Raw genomic sequence first — 21983 nt, 5'->3', positions numbered from 1 at the left:
CTGCGCCGTGCAGGGCGCGATTCGATCCCGATTACAGCGGGTTGAGCCACCGTTGCAAAGGCCAAATTCAGGGTTTCGACCAGTCCAGTAGCGCCACAGGCGCGTCCTGTTCCTGATAGAAGTCGCGCGGTGCATGATCGGAAGCAACCGTGTTGCGCTTGAATTCATAGCGCATCAGATCGCCCTTGATCTCCGATGCCACGATCAGGGCCTGATACAGATGCCTCGGCCCCTCGTAGATATCGACCAATCCCCGCAGATGCGGGGCGTACTCGGCGTCCAGCGCAAAGCCCTCTTCCGCGAATTGCAGGATCGGATAGACGTCATCACCCACATGCACGGACCGGCGGCTGCGCTTGCGCTCGGCCTTCTTTTGTGCGGCGCGCAGGCCGTCCATCACTTCCTTGGGCAGAAAATCTGACATCGCACAGATCCTTGGGGCTTGCTCGGGTCAATTTGGACCTCAGACAGATTCGGACAAGTCCACAGCCCCGCCGCATCGCAGCACGTCGCATTCGGGCCACACTATCCGAAATCGGGTGCAAGATCCCTTAAGGGTGGCATGTAACAACCAGACGAACCGACCTTTGCCCAAGCGGTGTGATCGCCGAAGCGCCTGTCAGCATCTGCCTGTCCTGTCCCGGCCGGACGGTCAAATCGGCGGTTGGCGCGGTCATGACCGTGGTTCGCTGCACCCCGTGGCGACGCGCCCTCACGCCCCATGAACACCGGTTTGCCGGGAATCGGCGGCGCACCGCGGGCGGAGCCCGGCGCAGCGATCCGGTGCTTTACTTGCCGCACACCCTGCGGCACCATAGGCGCACCGAAAAAAGAAAAGACCATTCCGAGGCGGTGCAGTACAAATGACCAAGGCGATTTCACGCTCTGAACCGGGCGCGGGCCACCCGTTCCTGACCTTCTTGAATACCGTTGCCGATGACGGAAAGACGCGACGGATCGACAGTTTTCAAAACGCCACCGTGCTGGTGCGCCTGTTGGAAGAAGAGGGTTTTGCGGCCCCGTCTGAACCGGTCACGCCGATGCAGCTTCGCAAGATCCTGACGCTCAGGGAAACAGCCTACGCCGCCTTTTCCGCCATCGCGGCAGGACGCGCGCCGGGGCGGGAAGACGCGCTGTATCTGACCGAGGCGCTCAAAGCCGTCTATCAGGATGCTGAAATCTGCATTGGCGATACCGGCCTGACAGTCGCCGCAAGCCCGCTTGGCCGCGTCTATGAACAGCTGGTGCTGTCGATGGATGACCTGCTGCGATCCGACCAGTTCGGGAGGCTGCGTGAATGTCGCCGCTGCACGCATCTGTTCATCGACAAGGGGCGGGGCGTCGGGCGGCGCTGGTGTTCCATGTCGCGCTGCGGCAACCGCGCCAAGGCCGAAAGCTTTCGCGCACGGCAACGGCACGCCGCCTGATCCAACGGTATTTCACCGCGCTTTGCGCGTCGACCCGTGCGAGGGGCGCTGCCCCTCGCGCTCCCCGGAGTATTTTCACAAGGAGAAGGCGGGATCTGTGCATAGGGGCAGGGAGGCTCTGCGCTACTGAAGGTGGCCTGCGCTGATGTGGCGACTAGGTTGCATAGTAGCAATCGAAAGGAGCGCACGAATGGGTATGCTGGTCGACGGACACTGGGTGGAAAAGTGGTACGACACCAAATCCACAGGCGGAGCGTTCAAACGCAGCGAAGCGCAATTTCGCAACTGGATCACCACCGATGGCGCACCCGGCCCCACCGGCGAAGGCGGCTTCAAGGCCGAAAGCGGGCGCTATCATCTTTATATCAGCCATGCCTGCCCCTGGGCCAACCGCACGATGATTTTCCGCAGTCTGAAGAGGCTGACCGAACATATAGATGTATCTGTCGTGCATCCAGACATGCTGTCAGACGGCTGGACCTTCTCCGATGACTTTCCCGGTGCGACGGGTGACCGGCTGTTCGGCTCGGACTTCGCCCGTGACATCTACCTGCGCGCCAAGCCCGACATAACGGGTCGCGTGACCGTGCCGATCCTGTGGGACAAGGACCGCGATACCATCGTGTCGAACGAGAGCGCCGAGATCATCCGCATGTTCAACTCGGCCTTCAACGGCATCACCGGGGATACGCAGGATTTCTACCCGAAGGCTCAGCGGGATCAGATCGACGCGCTGAATGCACGCATCTATGACGCGGTGAACAATGGCGTCTACAAGGCGGGCTTCGCCACGTCGCAGGAGGCTTATGACAGCGCTGTTCACACGCTTTTCGAGGCGCTCGACTGGATCGAGGATATCCTGTCGCGGAACCGCTATCTGACGGGCAACCGGATCACCGAGGCCGATTGGCGGCTTTTCCCCACCATTGCCCGGTTTGACGCGGTCTATCACCAGCATTTCAAGTGCAACCGGGCACGGATCATCGACTATCCCAACCTGTGGGGATGGGCGCGGGAGCTGTACCAGTGCCCCGGTATCCGGGACGTCGTGCAGTTCGACCATTTCATCCGCCACTACCACTACAGCCACGACAGCATCAATCCGCACCGGATCATCCCCATCGGGCCGCAAATCGACTGGGATGCTCCGCATGGGCGAGAGGCATTGCGGGCGGCCTGAAAATCGGGTTGAACCGTTCCCGGCGAACAGGGGACAGCGATGACCGGGATCGAAGGCAAACGCGATCATGGCGGCGGGGTGGACGGCGCGGCGGCACGCTATGGCGGCGCGCGGGCGGATTGGATCGACCTGTCGACCGGGATCAACCCCCTGCCCTACCCGGTGCCGGACTTTCCCGCCGATTCCTGGACCGCCCTGCCCGACCAGGGCGCATTCGAAGCGCTTTATGCGGCGGCGCGGGCGTTTTGGAGCGTTCCTGCGGGTGCAGCTATTCTAGCAGCGCCCGGTGCCTCGGCGCTGATCGCGCGCATTCCGGCGCTTGTGCCCGCTGGCCGGGTCCACATCCCTGCCCCCACCTATAACGAACACTGGGCCGCCTTCCGCACCAATGGATGGCAGGCCGGTGAGGGCGGTGCGCTGGTCGTGGTCCACCCCAACAATCCCGATGGCCGGGTCTGGAGCGCAGCGGAACTGGAAGGGGAGCGACCCCTGACGGTGATCGACGAAAGCTTTGGCGACGTGATGCCGGGGGACAGCCTCGTTCATATGGCGGAGCGTCCAGGCGTGATCGTGCTGAAGAGCTTTGGCAAATTCTGGGGGCTGGCGGGGCTGAGGCTTGGCTTTGCCATAGCGCGGCCAGAGACAATCGACCGGCTGGCCGAGATGATCGGGCCATGGGCGGTGTCCGGTCCGGGGCTGGTGACCGGGGCAGCAGCTTTGCGCGATCGGGATTGGGCAGAGACGACCCGCACGCGGCTGGCCCGCGATGCGGACCGGCTGGACTCTTTGATGACACGCGCGGGGGCTACAGTGGCAGGCGGCACAACGCTCTTTCGGCTTTACGATGTGGGCGAGGCGGCGGCCTGGCAAGACCGGCTGGCGCGGCACCACATCTGGAGCCGGATCTTCCCCTATTCCGACCGCTGGCTACGGCTCGGCCTGCCGGGACCGGACGCCCATTGGGCACGGCTGGAAGAGGCCCTGTCATGACCGCCTGGCTGCTGCTTGGGGCCATGGCGCTCGATGCCGTGATGGGAGAGCCGCGCTGGCTCTGGTCGCGGGTGCCGCATCCTGCCGTGCTGATGGGGCGGGCGATTGGCTGGTGTGACACGGAATTCAACCGCTTCCCCCGGTGGGACAACGGTATTCTGGTCGTCATGGGGCTGGTCGCCGGGGCGGGCCTTTTGGGCGCGGTGATCGAAGCACTGCCTTTGGGGTGGCTTTGGTCCCTGATCGGGGCGGCGATCCTGTTGGCACAGAAAAGCCTTGTGCAGCATGTGCAAGCCGTGGCCGACGGGCTGCGCTATGGCGTGGGCGAGGGGCGGCGGGCGGTCGCGATGATCGTGGGCCGGGACACCAGTGGCATGGATGAGCCCGCCGTGGCGCGGGCCGCGATTGAAAGTGCCGCCGAGAACTTCTCGGACGGGGTCATTGCGCCCGCCTTCTGGTACCTCATTGGCGGATTGCCGGGCATCCTGATCTACAAAGTGGTGAACACCGCCGATTCCATGATCGGCTATCGCACGCCCCGACACGCGGAGTTCGGGTGGGCCGCCGCGCGGCTTGATGATGTGCTGAACTGGATTCCCGCGCGCATCACCGCGGGGCTGATTGCACTGGCCTTCTGGTCGGACCGCGCCGTCGACGTGATCCGCCAAGACGCGCGGCTGCACCGGTCCCCGAACGCGGGCTGGCCAGAGGCGGCGATGGCCGGCGTGCTGGACGTGGCCCTGTCCGGCCCGCGCAGCTACCACGGGGAAACGCGAGACTTTCCGTGGGTCAATGGCAGCGGTGTGCGGGAGATCGGGGTGGCGGAGGTCGATGCCTCCATATCCGTGCTCTGGCGGGTCTGGGCGGCGTTTGGTGCGGTCACACTGGTGCTTGCCCTGTTCTGAGCGCCTGTTAATCTCTCGCCCAACAACAGCCACAGGATTTTCCCATGCGACTGATTTCAGCGACCCTTCTGACCCTTGTCCTTTCCACCGCTGCCCATGCGCAACAATGTGGCGGCAGTTTTTCAGCCTTCGTCGACGGGCTGCGGCAGGAAGCCCTGCGCAACGGCCACTCCGCGCAAAGCGTGAATGCCTTCTTCAATGGCGTGACCCAGGATCAGGCCACGCTGAATGCTGACCGGCGGCAAGGGATCTTTGCCACCCCGTTCGTGGAGTTCTCGCGCCGTCTGATCAGCCAGAACCGGATCAACAATGGCCGCGCCAACGCCGAACGCTATCGCAGCGTCTTCGACCGGATGGAGCGGGAGCTGGGTGTAAGCCGTGGTGTGCTACTGGCCTTCTGGGCTTTCGAGACCGATTTCGGGGCCTTCCAAGGCGATTACAACACGGTGAATTCGCTGGTCACCCTGGCCCATGACTGCCGCAGGCCCGAGCTGTTCCGCCCGCAGGTCTTCGCGGCGCTCGACCTGTTCGAATCCGGCGATCTGGACCCGCGCCGCACCACCGGGGCCTGGGCGGGTGAGATCGGGATGGTGCAGATGCTGCCCGAAGACATCCGTGACCGGGGCATCGATGGCGACGGTGACGGGCATGTGGATTTGCAGAACTCGGCCCCCGATGCGCTGATGTCCGGGGCCAACATGCTGCGCAGCCTTGGCTGGCAGGCGAACCAGCCCTGGCTGGTGGAGATCGAGGTGCCATCGAGTTTCGACTGGTCCCTCTCTGGGCTGGAGACCACGCGGCGCGTGTCGCAATGGCAGCAGATGGGCATTCGCGGGCGCAACGGCGCGCTGACGAATACGGGGCTTCAGGCCTCGATCGTGGCACCGCAGGGGCGGAACGGCCCGCTCTTCATGGCATATCCGAATTATTCCGTGTTGTTCGAGTGGAACCAGAGCTTTGTCTACGTGACCACGGCCGCCTATTTCGCCACGCGGCTGGAAGGCGCGCCGGTCTATAACGCGGGCAATCCGGACCCGGGTCTCGACCAGACCCAGATGCGGCAGTTGCAACAGCGCCTGACCGCCTTGGGCCATGATGTTGGCGGAATCGACGGGATCCTGGGCGCCCGCACCCGGGCCGCCGTTCAGGCGGAACAGCAGCGTCTTGGGATGCCCGCCGATGCCTGGCCCACGGCGGAACTGCTGCGCAGGCTCTGATCCGGTTTCGCCGCCTCCGGCGTCGATCCGGGAGCGGCCCTCCTCAACCCCCGGCTGACGCCGGAGGCCTCGTCGGTCCGCATTGCCACGGAAGAATACCGGGTCCGGTCATCAGACCTGGCTGCGGTGAAGGCGGTTGGGGTGGGATGCCTCCGGCGGAGGTATTTGGACCAAGATGAAAGGGCGTTCAGTATAAGGGGATAGCCTGCTAAAGCGCTTTTCGCCTGCCATCAGGCGACCATTTGCTCAGCTTTCTTGAGGTCCACCGAGACCAACTGGCTGACGCCCTGTTCGGCCATTGTCACCCCAAAGAGGCGGTCCATCCGGCTCATCGTCACCGCGTGGTGGGTGATGATCAGGAAGCGGGTGTCGGTCTGGCGGGTCATCTCATCCAACAGATCGCAGAAGCGGGTGACATTGGCATCATCAAGCGGCGCATCGACCTCGTCCAGCACGCAGATGGGCGCGGGGTTGGCAAGGAAGACGGCGAAGATCAGCGCCAGCGCTGTCAGGGTCTGTTCGCCGCCCGACAAAAGCGAGAGCGTCGACAGCTTCTTGCCCGGCGGCTGGCAGAGGATCTCCAACCCTGCCTCCAGCGGGTCGTCGCTTTCTACGAGCACCAGCTTGGCCTCGCCGCCGCCGAAGAGATGGGTGAAGAGCATGGCAAAATTGCTGTTCACCTCTTCGAACGCGGCCAACAGGCGTTCGCGGCCTTCGCGGTTCAAACTGGAAATACCGCCGCGCAGCTTGCGGATGGCTTCCTCCAGATCCACTTTCTCGGCGGCCAGCGTGTCGCGTTCCTCGGTCACCTCGCGAGCGTCTTCCTCGGCCCGCAGGTTGACCGCGCCAAGCGCGTCGCGCTGACGGCGCAGGCGCATCACGTCGGCCTCGATGCTGTCGACGGAGGGCATCCGCTCGGGGTCAGCGCCAAGCTGCTCCAGCAGTTTCGCCGGGCCCACCTCCATCTCTTCCTGGATGCGGTCGGCGGCGGCCTCCAGCACTTCGGCGGCACTGTCGCGGCGGGCCTCGGCTCGGGCACGGCTTTCGCGGGCATCGGATGCGGCACGTTCGGCTTCGCGTTCGGCCTGCACCGCCTCTCTCAGCCGGGTTTCGCCAAGCGCCAGCCCGTCGGCGGCGGATTTGCGGCGGGTCTCGGCCGTGTCGATCGTGTCGGCCAACTGGTCCTTGCGGGCAATGATCTGGTCGGGGGCCTTCCGTGCCGCCTCCAGTTCCACCTCGGCGAAGCCTTTGCGGTTCTCCAGCTCCTTGATGCGGGTCGCGGCGTTGTCGAGGCGCTTCTGCCAGGTCGAGACCTCTTCCGAGATCCGCGTCAGGCGACTGTCGCGCGCCTCGCCCGCGCGTTTCAACTCGCCATGGGCGGAGCGGGCAGAGAGCAGGACGGAGCGGGCGGTTTCCACCTCGGCGCGGGCCTCTTCGACGCGGGCGCGGGCGGTGTCGAGATCATCCAGTTCGGACCGGGCGCGGGTGGCGTCGGCAAGGGCCTGGCGGGCGGCCTCGGCCTCTTCCCCATGACGGGCGGCGGCCTGGCGCAGGGTTTCGAGACGGCCTTCTAGGATATTGCGGTCGGCTTCGGTCCGGGAAAAGGCGCGGCTGGCATCGGCCATCTGCTGATCGGCGGCGCGGCGGGCGGCGCGGGCCTGCTTGTCGGCCTCGGTCAGCGCGGCCAGCCGGTCGGCATTGGCCCTGTGGCTGGTCCGGGCCCGATCCACGGCGACAGCGGCGCGTTCCAGTTCCGCCGACATGTCGTTCAGCTTGTTGACTTGCTCCAGCCTGCGCGCGGCGGAGGAGGAGCTGTCAGCGGCAGCCAGTGCAAAGCCGTCCCACCGGAACAAATCACCAGACCGAGTGACAAGCCGTTGACCGGGCAGCAGCTGAGGTTGAAGGCGCGTGCCTTCGCCGTTCTGCAACACACCCACTTGGCGCAGGCGTCGGGCCAGAACCGGCGGAGCGTCCACATATTCAGCGAGCGACACGACGCCGGCTGGCAATGGCTGCGGCGCATCATATTGCGGCAGGGTGGTCCAGCCGGTGCCCTCATCCGCTTCGGGGGCCTTCAGGTCATCGGCCAGCGCCGCGCCCACGGCGGCCTCGTATCCCGGCGCCACGCGCACCCGGTCGAGCAACTGATTGCGTCCGCCGCGTTCACGCTCCAGCAGTTTCGACATCGCCCGCACTTCGGCATCTAGCGTGTTCCACTCGCCCTCGGCTTCCGCCAGAACGGACCGCGCCTCGGCCTCGTGCGTTTGCGCGTCGGACCGGGCAGATTCGGCCTCGGTCAGCGTTTCTTCAGCGCGGGCGGACAGATCGGTGGCGCGGGCAAGTGCGGCCTCGGCCTCCTCGTGTTCCTGCGCCAGTGTGGCCAGCCGCGCCTCGGCCTGATCGGCTTCGGCGTGGGCATTCTCGGCCTCGGTCCCGTGGCGGTCGGCGGCGCGGGCGCTGTCATCGACCAGCCGTTGCGCAGACTGGTGACGGGCGGCGAGGCGGGCCGCTTCCTCAGTCAGGCTGGCATGGACGGTTTCCTGTTCGGCAAGCGCCGTGGTCGCCGCGTCGACCGCTTCCAATGCAGCGGTGAGCGCATCTTCGTGGCCTTCGCCAGCATTGCGCAGCGTCTCCGCCTCTTGTTCCAGCGCCTCGATGGTGCTGCCCGCATCGGCGTTCAGGCTGCCCTCGCGCGCCAGATCCTTGGCGAGTTGCGCGATACGGTTGGTCAGGGTTTCTATCGCACGCCGCGCACGGGCCTCTTCCTCGTTCAGGGCGTTGCGTTCGACGGTCACCCGTTGCAACAGAGCGGCGGCAATCGCCTCTTCCTCGCGCAGGGGTGGCACAGCCTCTTCCGCCGTTTCGCGGGCCTTGGCGGCCTCACGCGCGGCGGTTTCGGCGCGGGCGGCGGCGGTGATCGCGTCGCGCAAGGCGGCTTCGGCTTCGGACCGCGCATCATCGGCTTCTTTCCAGCGGCGATAGAGCAACAGCCCTTCGGCTTGGCGCAACTCGCCCCCGATTTCCCGATAGCGCGCGGCCTGTTTGGCCTGCCGGGCTAGTGCCCCCAACTGGCCGTTCAACTGATCGAGCACGTCGTCGACCCGCGCCAGGTTGGTTTCCGCGCCTTTCAGCTTCAGCTCGGCCTCGTGCCGCCGCTGGTAAAGCCCCGAAATCCCGGCAGCTTCCTCCAGAATGCGCCGCCGCGCCTTGGGTTTGGCGTTGATCAGTTCGGAAATCTGCCCCTGCCGCACCAGCGCCGGTGAATGCGCCCCGGTGGAGGCATCGGCAAACAGCATCTGCACATCACGCGCGCGCACATCCTTGCCATTGGTCTTGAAGGCAGACCCGGCATCGCGGGTGATCCGGCGGATGATTTCCAGGTTGTCAGTATCGTTGAAACTGGCGGGCGCCAGCCGTTCGGTGTTATCGATCGTCAGCGCGACCTCGGCAAAGTTCCGGGCGGGACGGGTCGAGGCACCTGCGAAGATCACATCCTCCATCCCTGAGCCGCGCATCGCCGTGGGGCGGTTTTCACCCATCACCCACCGAAGCGCCTCCAACAGGTTGGATTTGCCGCAGCCGTTGGGGCCCACAACACCGGTCAGCCCATCCGCGATGATCAGATCGGTTGGATCGACAAAGCTTTTGAAACCGTTGAGCCTGAGCCGCGAAAACCGCACGTGCCTGCCTGTTCTTGTTGATTCCCGTCTGGGCAAGTGTCCGGCAGTCAACGCGCATGAGTCAACGTTCAGCCCCACGATATGGCGGTTTTCGGCGCATTATCCACAAGATATATGCTTTTTGCCGCCTAGCCACAGTCCAGATCGGCGCGCATCACGGCCACGTCCCCCCGCAGGCTGTCCTCGATCACGCGGCAACCGCTCACCGCTTCCATGGCTTGCACCGCCCTTGGATAGACGGAGCCGATAGAGGGGTTGGGCATCATGTTGGTGCGGATCGCCTCGGCCCGGTCGCCCCTAAGGCGTATGGAAAACTCCACGGCGTCGATTGTGATCCGCGTCGCTTCGGCCCCCATCATCGCCGGGGCGGGACTGTCGCAGGCAGCGAGCAGCATCAGCAGGGGAAAGGGTGTCATCTTCATGCGCCCAGTCTTGGGCCGGGGTGGTTAACAGCCGGTAAACGGGGTGCGACACCTTTGTAGTTAACAAAGTCAACTTTATTGTTGCGACTCGCCCCCTGGCCGCGTATTTAGTTACCAATGTCAATTAAAGGAGTGCCAGAGATGACCGTCGCCGAAAACCGCTATTCGCCGCTTTATTTCCTCGCCTCGCTTGGCGCGGGCGGCCTCACCGTTACGTTCTTCATGTGGCTGATGTTCTGGGTTCCGCATACCGGCCGTCCGGTTCCGATCTTTGAAGATGCATGGCCGTTGCTGACCGGCGGCACCCTGATGCAACAGGCGATGATCCTGGTTGCCTGGGCCGGAATCGCCATTTTCGGCTTCCTCAACCTCAAGCTTCTGGCCTTCAACCTGCGCCGCTTTGCAGAGTTCCGCCGCTCGGACGCCTATGAAACCTTCGCGCGATCCAACGCGGGCAGCCAGGTTCTGGCGATGCCTCTTGCGCTGGCGATGTCCGTGAACGCCATGTTCATCCTGGGCCTGACCTTCGTGCCCGGCCTGTGGAACATTGTCGAATACCTGTTCCCCGCCGCGCTGGCAGCCTTCCTTGCCATCGGCTGGATCGCCTTCAGGGAACTGGGTCACTTCATCAAGGAACGCCTGCATTCCGGTGGCTTCGACTGTTCCGCCAATAACAGCTTCGCCCAGATGCTGCCCGCCTTTGCCCTGGCGATGATCGGCGTGGGCCTCGCCGCCCCGGCAGCAATGTCCGGAGCCACCCTGACCGTGGGTGTCAGCCTGGTGCTGTCCACCTTCTTCATCACCACCGCCATAATCCTTGCGCTGATCGTGCTGGTCATGAGCATGCGGTCGATGCTGGAACATGGCGTCAATGTCGAAGCGGCCCCGACCCTGATGGTGGTTATCCCGCTGATGACCGTGATCGGCATCGCCCTGCTGCGTCAGAACCACGGACTGCACACCACGTTCGAGGCCCATGGCACTGCCGCCGACACGCTGATGCTGCTGACCCGACTGCTGTCTGTCGAGGTGATCTTCGCTCTCTTCGGTCTCGCCGTTCTGTCCCGCGTGGGCTACGTCGCCCGCTTCGTGACCGGGTCCGAAACCTCCGCCGGGTCCTATGCGCTGGTCTGCCCCGGTGTTGCGCTCTCGGTGATGACCCACTTCTGGCTGAACAAGGGTCTGGTCGCCGCTGGCATCGTCGCCAAGTACTCGGTTGCCTACTGGGCCATCTCGGGCATCGCCGTGGCGCTGCAACTGGGCATGATCGTCCTGGTCTGGATGCTGGCCCGCAAGCACTTCGCACCGGCCCCGAAAGGCGCTGTTCCCGCCTGATCCCTTCGTCAGGTGCCTCCCGAAACCCCGGCCTCCAGCGGCCGGGGTTTTTCGTTTTCCACACCCTGTTTCGACCGATTGGCCACAATAATCGGTTTGAATCCGCTTGCGAATCAGTCCGCTGGTTGAGACAGCCCCGCTCGAATGCTATCTTGGCCATATCCCGGCGCCGGGGATCTTCGGCGTATTGTGAAGGAGGACCACGTCCTGACTGGACCTGTTCAAGCAGCCACCACCGGGGCTGCACCAGTGGCGCAGATGACGCGCCCGACCAAAGACCTGACAAGCGACACCCTGCTTGCCGAGGTTCTTGCATCCCTTGACGACGACAAAGCAGAAGAGATCGTCCAGATCGACCTGCGCGGAAAGACCCAGATGGCAGATCACATGGTCATCGCCTCCGGTCGCTCCTCGCGTCAGGTGGCGGCGATCTCCGAAAAGCTGGTCGCGCGGCTGAAGGAAACCTTCGGGCTTACCGCCCGGATCGAGGGCAAGGACACCGGCGATTGGGTGTTGATCGACACGGGCGATGTGATCGTCCATGTCTTCCGCCCCGAAGTGCGGGAGTTCTACCAGCTTGAAAAGATGTGGCTGCCCGCCGGCAGCGTCTGATCTTTCATGCGGGTGACCTTATGCGTTGTGGGCCGGCTTCGGGCCGGGCCAGAAGCTGATCTTGTCTCTGACTACCTGACACGCTTCGACCGCACGGGCCGCGCGCTTGGCCTTGGCCCTACGCGTGTGGTGGAGGTCGAAGACAAGAAAGGCGGCGGCAAACCGGCAGAGGCTGATCTGCTGCGCAAGGCGATCCCAACGGGCGCGACGGTCTGCGCATTGGATGAACGCGGGCGGGTGATGTCGTCGCCCGATTTCGCGGGCGCTCTTGCCAAACGCCGCGACCAGGGCGCACAGGACATAGCGTTCCTGATCGGCGGTGCCGACGGCATCGACCCCTCGCTGGTGGGTCAGGCCGACATGGTGCTGAGCTTCGGGGCCATGGTCTGGCCCCACATGCTCGCCCGCGTGATGCTCACCGAACAACTCTACCGCGCCGCGTCGATCCTGGCGGGAAGCCCTTATCATCGTGTGTAAGCCGCTCGCTCGGCAGCGCGTGATACCAGCCGCACCCACAAAAAATTCTGGCCGAAACACCACGCCCATCCAAGGCGCATTGCCCAGAGCACGGCGCGGGCGATAACGCGTGCAATGTGGTCTGATCGCATAGAAACCGGGGCGCATGACTCATACGCCCCGGCTTTTGTCACCCGACTCCCGGTCTTAGCGCAGGAGGATTTCCACGCGCCGGTTCTCCGCCGCATTGGGCGATGAGGGGTTGATCAGGCGGGTTTCACCGTAGCCCACGGGCGTTAGCAAGGCGCGGTTGATGCCGTGGACATTGACCAGTTCCTCGATCACCGCCTGCGCCCGCCGGTTCGACAGGTCCAGATTGTAGCTCGCGGCCCCCGACGCATCGGTATGGCCCTGCACCTCGAAGGCCCGTCCAGAGAGCCCGGCGTCGAAGATCGCCTGTGCGAGACGTGCCACGAGGGCGCGGGCCTGCGGCGTGAGCGTTGCCGAGTCAAACTCGAAGTTGATCGGCAGGTTGGTCATGCCAGCGGTTTCCAGCTGCCCCTGGATCACCTCGGCCGTCGCGTCGATATCGACCTGCTGCACCAGTTCCGCGGGGATGGCCCGCCAGTACTGGCCGCTCACATCCTGACACATATCCATGAAGGCCGCCCCGTTCAGGGTCGCGCCGTTGGCCTGGTTGCCCTCAAGGCACTCGCCCGCGTTTTCACGGAACATCGTGGTCAGGCGGAAATAGCCGTCGCCCGCCGGAACGGCCCGCCAAAGCTGGCCGCTCACATCCTGACAGCTGTCCATGAAGGCGGCGCCGTTCATGGCTGCCCCATTGATCTGGTTGCCCTCAAGGCATTCATTGGCCCCCTCGCGGAAGGCGGTGGTCAAGCGGTAATAGCCGCCATCAACGGGCATGGCACGCCAGAGCTGGCCGGTGACGTTCTGACACCGGTCCATGAAGGCCGGTCCGCTCGCGGCCTGATTTCCTTCAAGACATTCCGAGAAGCCTTCCCGGAACATCGTGGTCAGTCGGAAATACCCATCGGGCAGGGCCATGGAGGGCGGTGCGGGCGGCGCCACATTGACCGGCTCCCAGGTTTCCAGTTCCAGCACGCCAAGGCAGGTCGCGCCGTCATAGGTGCCAACCCAGACGTCCAGCCGGCCATTGAGAGCGTCAGAGGAAGCGAGGTTCAGAAGCGGCTGCAGGTTCCCGCGGCTGTCATCGTCGAAATACCACTGGGTCGAGGGGGTGTTGACCAGAAGCGTCGTATCGCACTGGCCCTCAACCTCGATTTCCAACCGCTGATAGCCTTCCATGCCGGAGAGGTAGAAGGAATAGTGCGGCACCGCGTAGGCATAGCCCAGACCCCCGGACGGACAGGTGGCCAGGGGAGTCGGGCCGCCCGCATTCACATTATATCGCTGCGGCGTGTAGAGTTGCTGGCCGGTCAGCGAGACCTCCTGCCCCGTATAGGCATAGCTCGGGCAATTCGCCTGTGGCTGGGGCTGCGGTTGCGGCTGGGGTGCGGGGGCCTGAGCAAGCCAGGTCTCCATATTCAGCGTCGCGTTGCAATAGGACCCGTCATAGGTGCCGACCCAGACATCCACCCGACCATTGAGATTGGCAGCCCCCCGGATCTCGATCCGCGGGTCGAGGTTGCCGTTGGAATCATCGTCGAACAGCCAGCTCGCATTGGCGGTGTTGACCAGCAGCACCGCGTCGCACTGGCTGACCACATCAGCCACCAGATAGTACTGGTCCATCCCTGACAGGTAGAATGAGAAATCCGGCGCGGTCGTCACATAGCCGAAATTGCTGAAGCCGCAGTTCTGCAGCGGGTTCTGTCCGCCGGCAACGACAGAGTAACTCTGCGGGCTGTAAAGCTGCTGACCGGTTAGCGTATGGCTCGCCCCGGTCTGGTTGAATGTCGGACAGGCCATGGCTACCGCCGACATCGCAAATAGGCCGAACAGGGCCGTGGCTAAGAATTTCAAGGTAATTCCTCCAATCATTCTCATTGTGCGGCTCGCCGCTTGGTCAAGACTTGCCGGTAAAGGCTTCCGGATCAAGCATTCTTCAGGTTCGAAGATGTAATCTGTTGCCTAAGTGGCCAAAACCGGAATGAGACGGCCAGTCCTTCAGACCTTCGTCCGACAAGGAGTCAATTGACGTCCCGTCCGGAACCAGGGCACGCAGGACATGGCGATTTCAGACGTGGGCGGGGACGGTCTCTTGTCATGAAGAGTGAGCGAAACGATGCCGTCAACGACCCCCTTGCGCCCTTCGCGATTTCCTCGGTGCTGAGCGACTTGATTCAAACCGAGGCTGCACGCATTGGATACGAAAAAACCGCGCCGGAAGAAGGGGCGCGGTTTGTCCAAAATACTCGGATCACCTACTCCCGCACCAGCTTCTCATAGCCTTCCGCGATCTCGCGGGCGATGGCGCCGACTTCAAAGTTGTAGTCGCCGATCTGGCCCACGGGCGTGACCTCTGCCGCGGTCCCGGTCAGCCAGCATTGCTGGAAGCTTTCCAGTTCCTCCGGCATGATGTGGCGTTCATGCACCTTGATCTGACGGTCTTTCAACATGCCCACCACGGTCTGGCGGGTCAGGCCATTGAGGAAGCAGTCGGGCAGCGGCGTGTGCACTTCGCCATCCTTGACGAAGAAGATATTGGCCCCGGTCGCCTCGGCCACATAGCCGCGATAGTCGAACATCATAGCGTCGGAACAGCCCTTGGCCTCTGCCGCGTGTTTCGACAGCGTGCAGATCATGTAGAGACCGGCGGCCTTGGCGTGGCTTGGGATCGTTTCGGGGCTGGGACGTTTCCACTTGGAAATGTCCAGCTTGGCGCCCTTCATCTTTGCGTCACCATAGTAGGCACCCCATTCCCAGGCGGCGATGGCCAGCCGGACGGGGTTCTTGGCAGAGGCGACGCCCATATCCTCACCCGCGCCACGCCACGCAACAGCGCGCACATAGGCGTCAGTCAGGCCATTCGCTGTAAGGACCTCCTGCTTGGCGGCCTCGATTTCGTCCACGGTCCAAGGAATCTGGAAATCGAGCTGCCCGGCGGAGAAATGCAGACGCTCCGAATGCAGGCGGCTTTTGAAGATCTTGCCATTATAGGCGCGCTCACCCTCGAACACGGAAGAGGCGTAGTGCATCGCATGGGTCAGAATATGTACATTCGCATCCCGCCAGGGGATGAGTTTGCCATCCATCCAGATGGTTCCGTCGCGATCGTCGTAAGCAGCGCCCATTGTGTTCACCTTCGGCAGGGGTCTTGGCATTTTCGGTTTGTTGCGCAAAATACGTCCGAACCGGACATAAAATTACGCAAAACCGGACATTCGGTAACAATTGATTCTTGGAAAGTCAACAAGGCTGACATAAAGTCGGGCAAAAGGCGACAGGACCCCGGGGGGAACGCATTTCATGGCCGAACGCGGTGCGGCACAGTCTTCTGCAAGCAGCGGGGAAAGCCTGCTTTTTCTGACCGACGAACAGCTTCGGCGCGGGATCGAGGCGATGTTCTTCGCTTATCGCGGATTTACCGCCGACCCGGACCGCATTCTCGAAAACCACGCATATGGGCGCGCTCATCACCGGGCGATCCACTTCATCAACCGCAGCCCCGGCACCACGGTAAACAATCTGCTGGCCATTCTGGGCGTCACCAAGCAATCTCTGAACCGGGTGTTGCGCACACTGGTCGAGGACGGCCTTGTCGAAAGCCGCGTCGGCACCCGAGATAAACGCGAACGTCACCTGTACCTGACCGAGCAGGGCATTGCACTGGAACGTGAATTGTCCGAGGCACAACGCACCCGGATGCGGGCTGCCTATCGTGCTGCCGGACCCGACGCAGTGGCGGGCTTCCGCACGGTGCTGGAACAGATGATGGACCCTGAACTTCGCCATCATTACCTTTCCAACACCGAGGGAGGCGCATGACAGATCCGGCAGCCCATCTTCTGATCGTCGACGATGATGAGCGCATTCGCGGTCTTCTTCAGAAGTTCCTGATTCGCAACGGCTTCATTGTCAGTGCCGCCCGCGATGCGGCCCACGCGCGCCGACTGCTGGAGGGGTTGGAATTCGACCTGATCGTCCTGGATGTGATGATGCCCGGTGAAGACGGGATCAGCCTGACCAAGGCGCTGCGCGAAAAGCTGACAACCCCGATCATGCTGCTGACGGCAAGGGGCGAGGCCAGCGACCGGATCACCGGGCTGGAAGCCGGGGCCGATGACTACCTGCCGAAACCGTTCGAGCCGCGCGAATTGCTGCTGCGGATCAACGCCATCCTGCGGCGCGTTCCAAGCGTGTCCGAAACGCAATCGGCCCCCAAGATGCTGCATCTGGGGCCGATCCGGTACGACCTTGAACGGGGTGAGATGTGGCAGGGACAAACCCCCATCCGCCTGACCGCAACGGAATCGGCGCTGATGCGGATCTTCTCTGCCTGTCCGAACGAACCCGTCAGCCGCACTCAGTTGGTCGAGGATCTGGGCCGCGACAAGGGCGTGGGCAGCAGCACCAGCCAGGAACGCGCCGTTGATGTGCAGATCACCCGGCTGCGCCGCAAGATTGAGGCCGACCCGAAACAGCCGCGCTACCTGCAAACGGTACGCGGCGCGGGCTACATGCTGGCCCCCGACTGAGGATGTCCATGACCCTGCTATTTACGAATGACGCGGGCCTGCGCCACCAGATGCCGCTTGGCCACCCGGAACAGATCGCCCGGCTGGAACACGTGAACCGCGCGCTCTCCGCGCCTGAATTTGCCGCGCTCGACCGGCGAGAGGCCCCCATGGCGGAAGAGGCCGACCTGCTGCTCGCCCATCCCGAAAGCCATGTCACCGCGATCCGCGAGGCCGCGCCGCAGGAAGGGTTGATCGCGCTCGACCCCGATACATCCATGTCGCCCGGCACGTGGGAAGCCGCATTGCGCGGCGTCGGCGGCTGCCTTGCCGCCGTCGATGCGGTGCTTGCGGGCGAGGCGAAGAACGCTTTTGTCGCCACGCGGCCTCCCGGCCATCACGCCGAAAAGACTCGCGCCATGGGGTTTTGCATGTTCGGCAATGTCGCCATCGCCGCGAAACATGCGCTGGACCGGCACGGGCTGTCCCGCGTCGCCATCGTCGATTTCGACGTGCACCACGGCAACGGCACGCAGGATCTTCTGTGGGACGAACCGCGCACGCTGTTTATCTCGTCCCACCAGATGCCACTTTATCCCGGCACTGGCGCCGCCCATGAGCGCGGCGCGCATGGCAATATCTTGAACGTGCCACTGTCGCCGGGCTCCGACGGGGAAACCATGCGCTCCATCTACGGCTCGCGGCTGTTCCAGCGGTTGCGCGACTACCAGCCGGAATTGATCATCCTGTCTGCCGGGTTCGACGCCCATGCCGACGATCCTCTGGCCAACCTCAACTGGACGACCGAGGATTTTGCCTGGATCACGCGGGAACTGTGCAAGGTGGCAGACGACACCTGCGGCGGGCGGCTCGTGTCGTCGATGGAAGGCGGCTACAACCTTGATGCCCTTGCAGACTCCGTCGCTGCCCATGTGACCGAGCTGATGGAGGCATAGAGTGGCGACCGGGCTTGTCACCCACCCCGATTGCCTCGCGCATGTGACGCCCGCCCATGTCCATGAACAGCCCGCCCGGCTGGCCCGCGTGTTGCAGGCGCTGGAGGGATTGAGGCTCTTCCGATACGAGGCCCCGCTGGCCAGTGGCGACACGCTTCTGACGCTGCATACGCCCGCCTATCTCGACCACATCCTCGCAAGTGTTCCGGCCCAGGGGTTCACCATGCTGGACCCCGACACGGACGAGGAAACCTTCCTGTCGCCCACATCCCTGCCCGCGCTTTACCGCGCCGTGGGCGGCGTTCAGAAGGCCGTCGACCTCGTGCTGTCCGGCGAGTTGACCAACGCGTTTGCCGCCGTGCGTCCGCCGGGCCACCACGCCGAGCAGGAACTGCCCATGGGGTTTTGCTTCTTCGGCAATGTGGCTTTGGGCGCGAAGTACGCGTTGGATCGCCACGGGCTGTCGCGCGTCGCCATCGTGGATTTTGACGTGCATCACGGCAACGGCACACAGGCCCTGCTGTGGAATGAACCCCGCGCCTTGGTGATCACCTCGCAGCAAATGCCGCTCTGGCCCGATACCGGTGACATCAGTGAAGCCGGCGCCCATGACAGCGTGGTAAACGTGCCGCTCGCCCCGGGAACGGGCGGCAAGGCCATGCGCGATGCCTATGAGGCGCGGGTGTTCCCGAGGCTGGAGGCGTTCCGGCCAGACCTGTTGCTGATCTCGGCGGGGTTCGACTGCCATGCTGCCGACCCCTTGTCCGATCTCGCCTGGGTCGAAGAGGATTACGAGTGGCTCACGCACCGGCTTTGCGATATCGCTGACAGGCATTGCGGCGGCCGCATGGTCTCGACTCTCGAAGGCGGCTATGATCTGGACGCCCTTGCAGCCTCGGCTGCCACCCATGTGCGCGTTTTGACGGAGAGAAGCGGATGAGCGACCAGAAAAAAATCGAGGAAATGAGCTTCGAGGAAGCGATCCGGGAACTGGAAACGGTGGTCGGCCAGCTCGACCGGGGTGACGTGGCGCTGGAGGATTCCATCAAGCTTTACGAACGCGGCGCGCAGCTGAAGGCACGATGCGAGGCGAAGCTGAAGGAAGCCGAGGAAAAGGTCGCGCAGATCACGCTGGACGCCAACGGGCAGCCCACGGGGGCGAAGCCGGTCGAGGGGCTGTAATCCTTGTTCAAGATGCAGTTGAAAGACGCGCAGGACGCGATTGCCCGCGCCCTGTCGGATCGTATGGCGGTGCTGGGGTCTGATCGGGTGGCTGAAGGCATGCGCTACGCAACGGCGGGCGGCAAGCGGTTGCGTGGGTTCCTCGTGCTGGAAGCGGCGCGGCTGACGGGCGGCGATGCGGGGGCGGCGATGCAGGCGGCTTGCGCCGTGGAATGCATCCATGCCTACAGCCTTGTTCATGACGATCTGCCCTGCATGGACGACGACGATTTGCGCCGCGGCATGCCCACGGTGCACAGGAAATGGGACGAGGCGACGGCGGTGCTGGTGGGCGACGCGCTGCAAAGCTTCGCGTTCGAGCTGCTGGCCGATCCTGTTACGGGTGACGCCGATCAGCGGGCAGAGCTGGTGTTGACCCTTGCCCGCGCCTCTGGCCCGCAGGGCATGGTTCTGGGTCAGGCGCAGGACATCGCCGCCGAAACCGCTCTCACCCCCCTCACCCTCGACCAGATCACCGAATTGCAGGCCAACAAGACCGGCGCCCTGCTGGAATGGCCCGTGGTCGCGGGCGCGATCCTTGGCCGGGCCGACCCCGCCCCCCTGCGGCGCTATGCGCGGGCCGTGGGCCTTGCCTTTCAGATCGCCGACGACATCTTGGATGTAGAGGGCGATGCCGAGAAAGCGGGCAAGGCGCTGCGCAAGGATGCCGAGGCGGGCAAGGCTACCTTTGTTTCGCTACTTGGGCTGGAGGGCGCGAAAGCCCGCGCGCAGGGGTTGATTGATGAGGCCGAGGCGGCGTTGGCCCCCTATGGCTCCGACGCGGAAACCTTGCGGGAACTGGCCCGCTTCGTTATCGCCCGTGACCAGTAACCGAATTCGGAGAGCCACATGAGCGACCGCCCCGACACGCCCCATCTGGACCGGATCCATTCCCCGGCCGATCTGCGTGGGCTGCCGGTGTCTGATCTGCGCCGCGTGGCCGACGACCTGCGCACCGAAACCATTGCCGCGGTCAGTAAGACAGGCGGGCATCTGGGTGCGGGGCTTGGCGTGGTGGAACTGACCGTGGCGCTGCATGCGGTCTTCGACACCCCGCGCGACAAGGTGATCTGGGACGTCAGCCACCAGTGCTACCCCCACAAGATCCTGACCGGGCGGCGCGAGGCCATGCCGACCCTGCGCAAGAAGGGGGGCCTGTCGGGCTTCACCAAGCGCAGCGAGTCGCCCTATGATCCGTTCGGCGCGGCGCATTCGTCGACCTCGATCTCCGCAGCACTCGGCTTTGCCGTGGCGCGCGATCTGGGGGGCGTGATCGAAACCGGGCTTGGTGATGCGATTGCGGTGATCGGTGATGGCGCGCTGACCGGGGGCATGGCCTTCGAGGCGCTGAACAATGCCGGTCATCTGGGCAAGCGTCTGATCGTGATTCTGAATGACAACGAGATGAGCATCGCGCCGCCAACCGGGGCGCTGTCCTCCTACCTGTCGCGGCTCTATGCCGGGGCCCCGTTCCAGGAGCTGAAATCGGCGGCCAAGGGCGCGGTGTCGCTGCTGCCCGAACCCTTCCAGGAAGGGGCGCGGCGCGCGAAAGAGCTGCTGAAAGCGGCAACTGTTGGCGGGACGCTCTTCGAGGAACTGGGCTTTTCCTATGTCGGTCCCATCGACGGTCATGACATGGAACAACTGGTGTCCGTTCTGCGCACCGTGAAGGCGCGGGCTGACGGGCCGATCCTGATCCATGCAATCACCAAGAAGGGCAAGGGCTTTCGCCATGCTGAGGGGCATGCCGACCGTGGGCACGCCCGCGCGCCCTTTGACATGGTGACGGGCGAACAGCGCAAAGCGCCGTCCAATGCGCCCTCCTACACCAAGGTGTTTGCGCAAAGCCTGATCCGCGAGGCGGAGCTGGACGACAAGATCGTTGCCGTCACCGCCGCGATGCCGGACGGGACGGGGCTGGACCTGTTCGGGGAGCGGTTTCCGAAGCGGGTGTTTGACGTCGGTATCGCCGAACAGCATGCTGTGACCTTCTGTGCCGGCATGGCGGCGGGGGGGATGAAACCTTTCTGCACGATCTATTCGACCTTCCTGCAACGGGGCTATGACCAGGTCGTTCACGATGTGGCCATCCAGCGCCTGCCCGTCAGATTTGCTATTGATCGCGCGGGGTTAGTGGGTGCCGACGGGGCGACGCATGCGGGGTCTTTCGACGTTGCCTACCTGTCGAATTTGCCCGGTTTCGTGGTGATGGCGGCAGCCGATGAGGCGGAACTGGTGCATATGGTGGCCACCGCCGTGGCGCATGACAGCGGGCCGATCGCCTTCCGCTATCCGCGGGGCGAAGGCGTGGGCGTGGATATGCCGGAGCGCGGCGTTCCGCTGGAGATCGGCAAGGGCCGGATGATCCAGGACGGCAGCCGCGTTGCGATCCTGTCTTTCGGAACCCGGCTGAGCGAGGTTCAAGAAGCCGCCGAAGCGCTGGCCGCGCGTGGGATCACGCCGACGATTGCCGATGCACGATTTGCCAAGCCGTTGGATTCAGAACTTATTCTGAAGCTTGCCGCCGATCACGAGGCGCTCATTACCATCGAGGAAGGCGCGGTTGGCGGCTTTGGCAGCCATGTGGCGCAGTTGCTGGCCGAAGAGGGCGTTTTCGACCGTGGGCTGAAGTTCCGGTCGATGGTTCTGCCCGATGTTTTCATCGACCAGGCGAGCCCTGAAGATATGTACGCCACGGCAGCGATGAATGCCGAGCATATCGAGGCGAAGGTGCTCGACGTGCTCGGCGTGGCGCGCTTGAGCCGGCAGGCGTGAGGGCCTGAAAAGGGGGGGTGCCACCCGTACACCCCCTGTACACCCCCCGTACACCGGGCGTGCATACGGAAAGCGGTTTCGCCGCGTTGGGGCGCGTCGACCGGGGAGCGGCCCTCGTCAAGCTCCTTCGGAGCCCTCCTCGGGCCGCG

At 64.0% G+C, this 21983-nt stretch carries 20 protein-coding genes; 15 read left to right on the top strand and 5 right to left on the bottom strand.

The window, feature by feature from the left end; translation table 11 throughout:
- Positions 1 to 67: 67 nt before the first annotated feature.
- Positions 68 to 424, bottom strand: a complete 357-nt coding sequence (locus ACOOEX_RS20365; RefSeq protein ID WP_420396534.1) for a hypothetical protein — start codon at positions 422 to 424, stop codon at positions 68 to 70.
- 439 nt (positions 425 to 863) lie between these two features.
- Between ACOOEX_RS20365 and ACOOEX_RS20360 the strand changes: the two genes are divergently transcribed.
- From ACOOEX_RS20360 to ACOOEX_RS20340, 5 genes are all read left to right on the top strand, one after another.
- The gene (locus ACOOEX_RS20360) at positions 864 to 1427 is read left to right on the top strand and encodes a CGNR zinc finger domain-containing protein (protein ID WP_420396533.1); all 564 of its coding nucleotides are present in this window, start codon (positions 864 to 866) and stop codon (positions 1425 to 1427) included.
- A 190-nt stretch (positions 1428 to 1617) separates the two neighbouring features.
- Entirely contained in the window at positions 1618 to 2607 is a 990-nt protein-coding gene (locus tag ACOOEX_RS20355) for a glutathione S-transferase family protein (RefSeq protein ID WP_420396532.1), read from the top strand.
- A gap of 39 nt (positions 2608 to 2646) precedes the next feature.
- Positions 2647 to 3597 (top strand): threonine-phosphate decarboxylase CobD, encoded by a 951-nt coding sequence (gene cobD, locus ACOOEX_RS20350; protein ID WP_420396531.1) that lies wholly within the window; start codon positions 2647 to 2649, stop codon positions 3595 to 3597.
- Complete coding sequence (cbiB, locus tag ACOOEX_RS20345; RefSeq protein ID WP_420396530.1) at positions 3594 to 4502, top strand: adenosylcobinamide-phosphate synthase CbiB; 909 nt, start codon at positions 3594 to 3596, stop codon at positions 4500 to 4502. The genes cobD and cbiB overlap by 4 nt, the downstream gene beginning before the upstream one ends.
- A 44-nt stretch (positions 4503 to 4546) precedes the next feature.
- The gene (locus ACOOEX_RS20340) at positions 4547 to 5719 is read left to right on the top strand and encodes a lytic murein transglycosylase (RefSeq protein WP_420396529.1); all 1173 of its coding nucleotides are present in this window, start codon (positions 4547 to 4549) and stop codon (positions 5717 to 5719) included.
- 230 nt (positions 5720 to 5949) lie between these two features.
- Here the strand turns inward: ACOOEX_RS20340 and smc are convergent, their stop codons facing one another.
- The gene (gene smc, locus ACOOEX_RS20335) at positions 5950 to 9399 is read right to left on the bottom strand and encodes a chromosome segregation protein SMC (protein ID WP_420396528.1); all 3450 of its coding nucleotides are present in this window, start codon (positions 9397 to 9399) and stop codon (positions 5950 to 5952) included.
- A 128-nt stretch (positions 9400 to 9527) separates the two neighbouring features.
- The gene (locus tag ACOOEX_RS20330) at positions 9528 to 9821 is read right to left on the bottom strand and encodes a hypothetical protein (RefSeq protein ID WP_420396527.1); all 294 of its coding nucleotides are present in this window, start codon (positions 9819 to 9821) and stop codon (positions 9528 to 9530) included.
- Between the two features lie 141 nt (positions 9822 to 9962).
- Between ACOOEX_RS20330 and ACOOEX_RS20325 the strand changes: the two genes are divergently transcribed.
- The 3 genes from ACOOEX_RS20325 to rlmH all read left to right on the top strand — a co-directional run bounded on the left by ACOOEX_RS20325 (position 9963) and on the right by rlmH (position 12245).
- A complete protein-coding gene (locus tag ACOOEX_RS20325; protein ID WP_420396526.1) occupies positions 9963 to 11156 on the top strand; it encodes a TsoY family (seleno)protein in 1194 nt (397 codons plus the stop codon).
- 258 nt (positions 11157 to 11414) lie between these two features.
- Positions 11415 to 11768 carry a ribosome silencing factor gene (gene rsfS, locus ACOOEX_RS20320; protein WP_420396525.1) on the top strand — a complete coding sequence of 118 codons (354 nt, stop codon included), beginning with the start codon at positions 11415 to 11417 and terminating at the stop codon, positions 11766 to 11768.
- Positions 11769 to 11774: 6 nt separating this feature from the next.
- Positions 11775 to 12245, top strand: coding sequence for a 23S rRNA (pseudouridine(1915)-N(3))-methyltransferase RlmH (rlmH, locus tag ACOOEX_RS20315; protein ID WP_420396524.1), 471 nt, complete (start codon positions 11775 to 11777; stop codon positions 12243 to 12245).
- A gap of 186 nt (positions 12246 to 12431) precedes the next feature.
- On the opposite strand, the gene ACOOEX_RS20310 is transcribed toward rlmH, so the two are convergent.
- Complete coding sequence (locus tag ACOOEX_RS20310; RefSeq protein WP_420396523.1) at positions 12432 to 14228, bottom strand: OmpA family protein; 1797 nt, start codon at positions 14226 to 14228, stop codon at positions 12432 to 12434.
- A gap of 401 nt (positions 14229 to 14629) precedes the next feature.
- A complete protein-coding gene (locus tag ACOOEX_RS20305; RefSeq protein WP_420396522.1) occupies positions 14630 to 15499 on the bottom strand; it encodes a branched-chain amino acid aminotransferase in 870 nt (289 codons plus the stop codon).
- Positions 15500 to 15674: 175 nt separating this feature from the next.
- On the opposite strand from ACOOEX_RS20305, the gene ACOOEX_RS20300 reads away from it, so the two are divergent.
- From ACOOEX_RS20300 to dxs, 7 genes are read left to right on the top strand one after another with little or no spacing between them, the layout of a single operon-like run.
- Complete coding sequence (locus ACOOEX_RS20300; protein ID WP_420396521.1) at positions 15675 to 16193, top strand: MarR family winged helix-turn-helix transcriptional regulator; 519 nt, start codon at positions 15675 to 15677, stop codon at positions 16191 to 16193.
- Complete coding sequence (locus ACOOEX_RS20295) at positions 16190 to 16903, top strand: response regulator (protein ID WP_420396520.1); 714 nt, start codon at positions 16190 to 16192, stop codon at positions 16901 to 16903. Before ACOOEX_RS20300 ends, ACOOEX_RS20295 begins: the two co-directional genes overlap by 4 nt.
- A gap of 8 nt (positions 16904 to 16911) precedes the next feature.
- On the top strand, positions 16912 to 17838 hold the full coding sequence (locus ACOOEX_RS20290) for a histone deacetylase family protein (RefSeq protein ID WP_420396519.1): 927 nt from the start codon (positions 16912 to 16914) through the stop codon (positions 17836 to 17838).
- Position 17839: 1 nt separating this feature from the next.
- A complete protein-coding gene (locus ACOOEX_RS20285) occupies positions 17840 to 18778 on the top strand; it encodes a histone deacetylase family protein (RefSeq protein WP_420396518.1) in 939 nt (312 codons plus the stop codon).
- Entirely contained in the window at positions 18775 to 19020 is a 246-nt protein-coding gene (locus ACOOEX_RS20280; RefSeq protein ID WP_071691170.1) for an exodeoxyribonuclease VII small subunit, read from the top strand. The genes ACOOEX_RS20285 and ACOOEX_RS20280 overlap by 4 nt, the downstream gene beginning before the upstream one ends.
- Positions 19021 to 19032: 12 nt before the next feature.
- Positions 19033 to 19890 carry a polyprenyl synthetase family protein gene (locus ACOOEX_RS20275; RefSeq protein ID WP_420398400.1) on the top strand — a complete coding sequence of 286 codons (858 nt, stop codon included), beginning with the start codon at positions 19033 to 19035 and terminating at the stop codon, positions 19888 to 19890.
- Between the two features lie 18 nt (positions 19891 to 19908).
- Positions 19909 to 21834, top strand: coding sequence for a 1-deoxy-D-xylulose-5-phosphate synthase (dxs, locus tag ACOOEX_RS20270; protein WP_420396517.1), 1926 nt, complete (start codon positions 19909 to 19911; stop codon positions 21832 to 21834).
- Positions 21835 to 21983: the final 149 nt, after the last annotated feature.

Origin of the sequence: Nioella sp., assembly GCF_965215655.1 — a bacterium.
Lineage (GTDB): Bacteria > Pseudomonadota > Alphaproteobacteria > Rhodobacterales > Rhodobacteraceae > Nioella.
The sequence above is the reverse complement of the archived record's forward strand: the minus strand, read 5'-3'. Positions and strand labels throughout refer to the sequence as shown.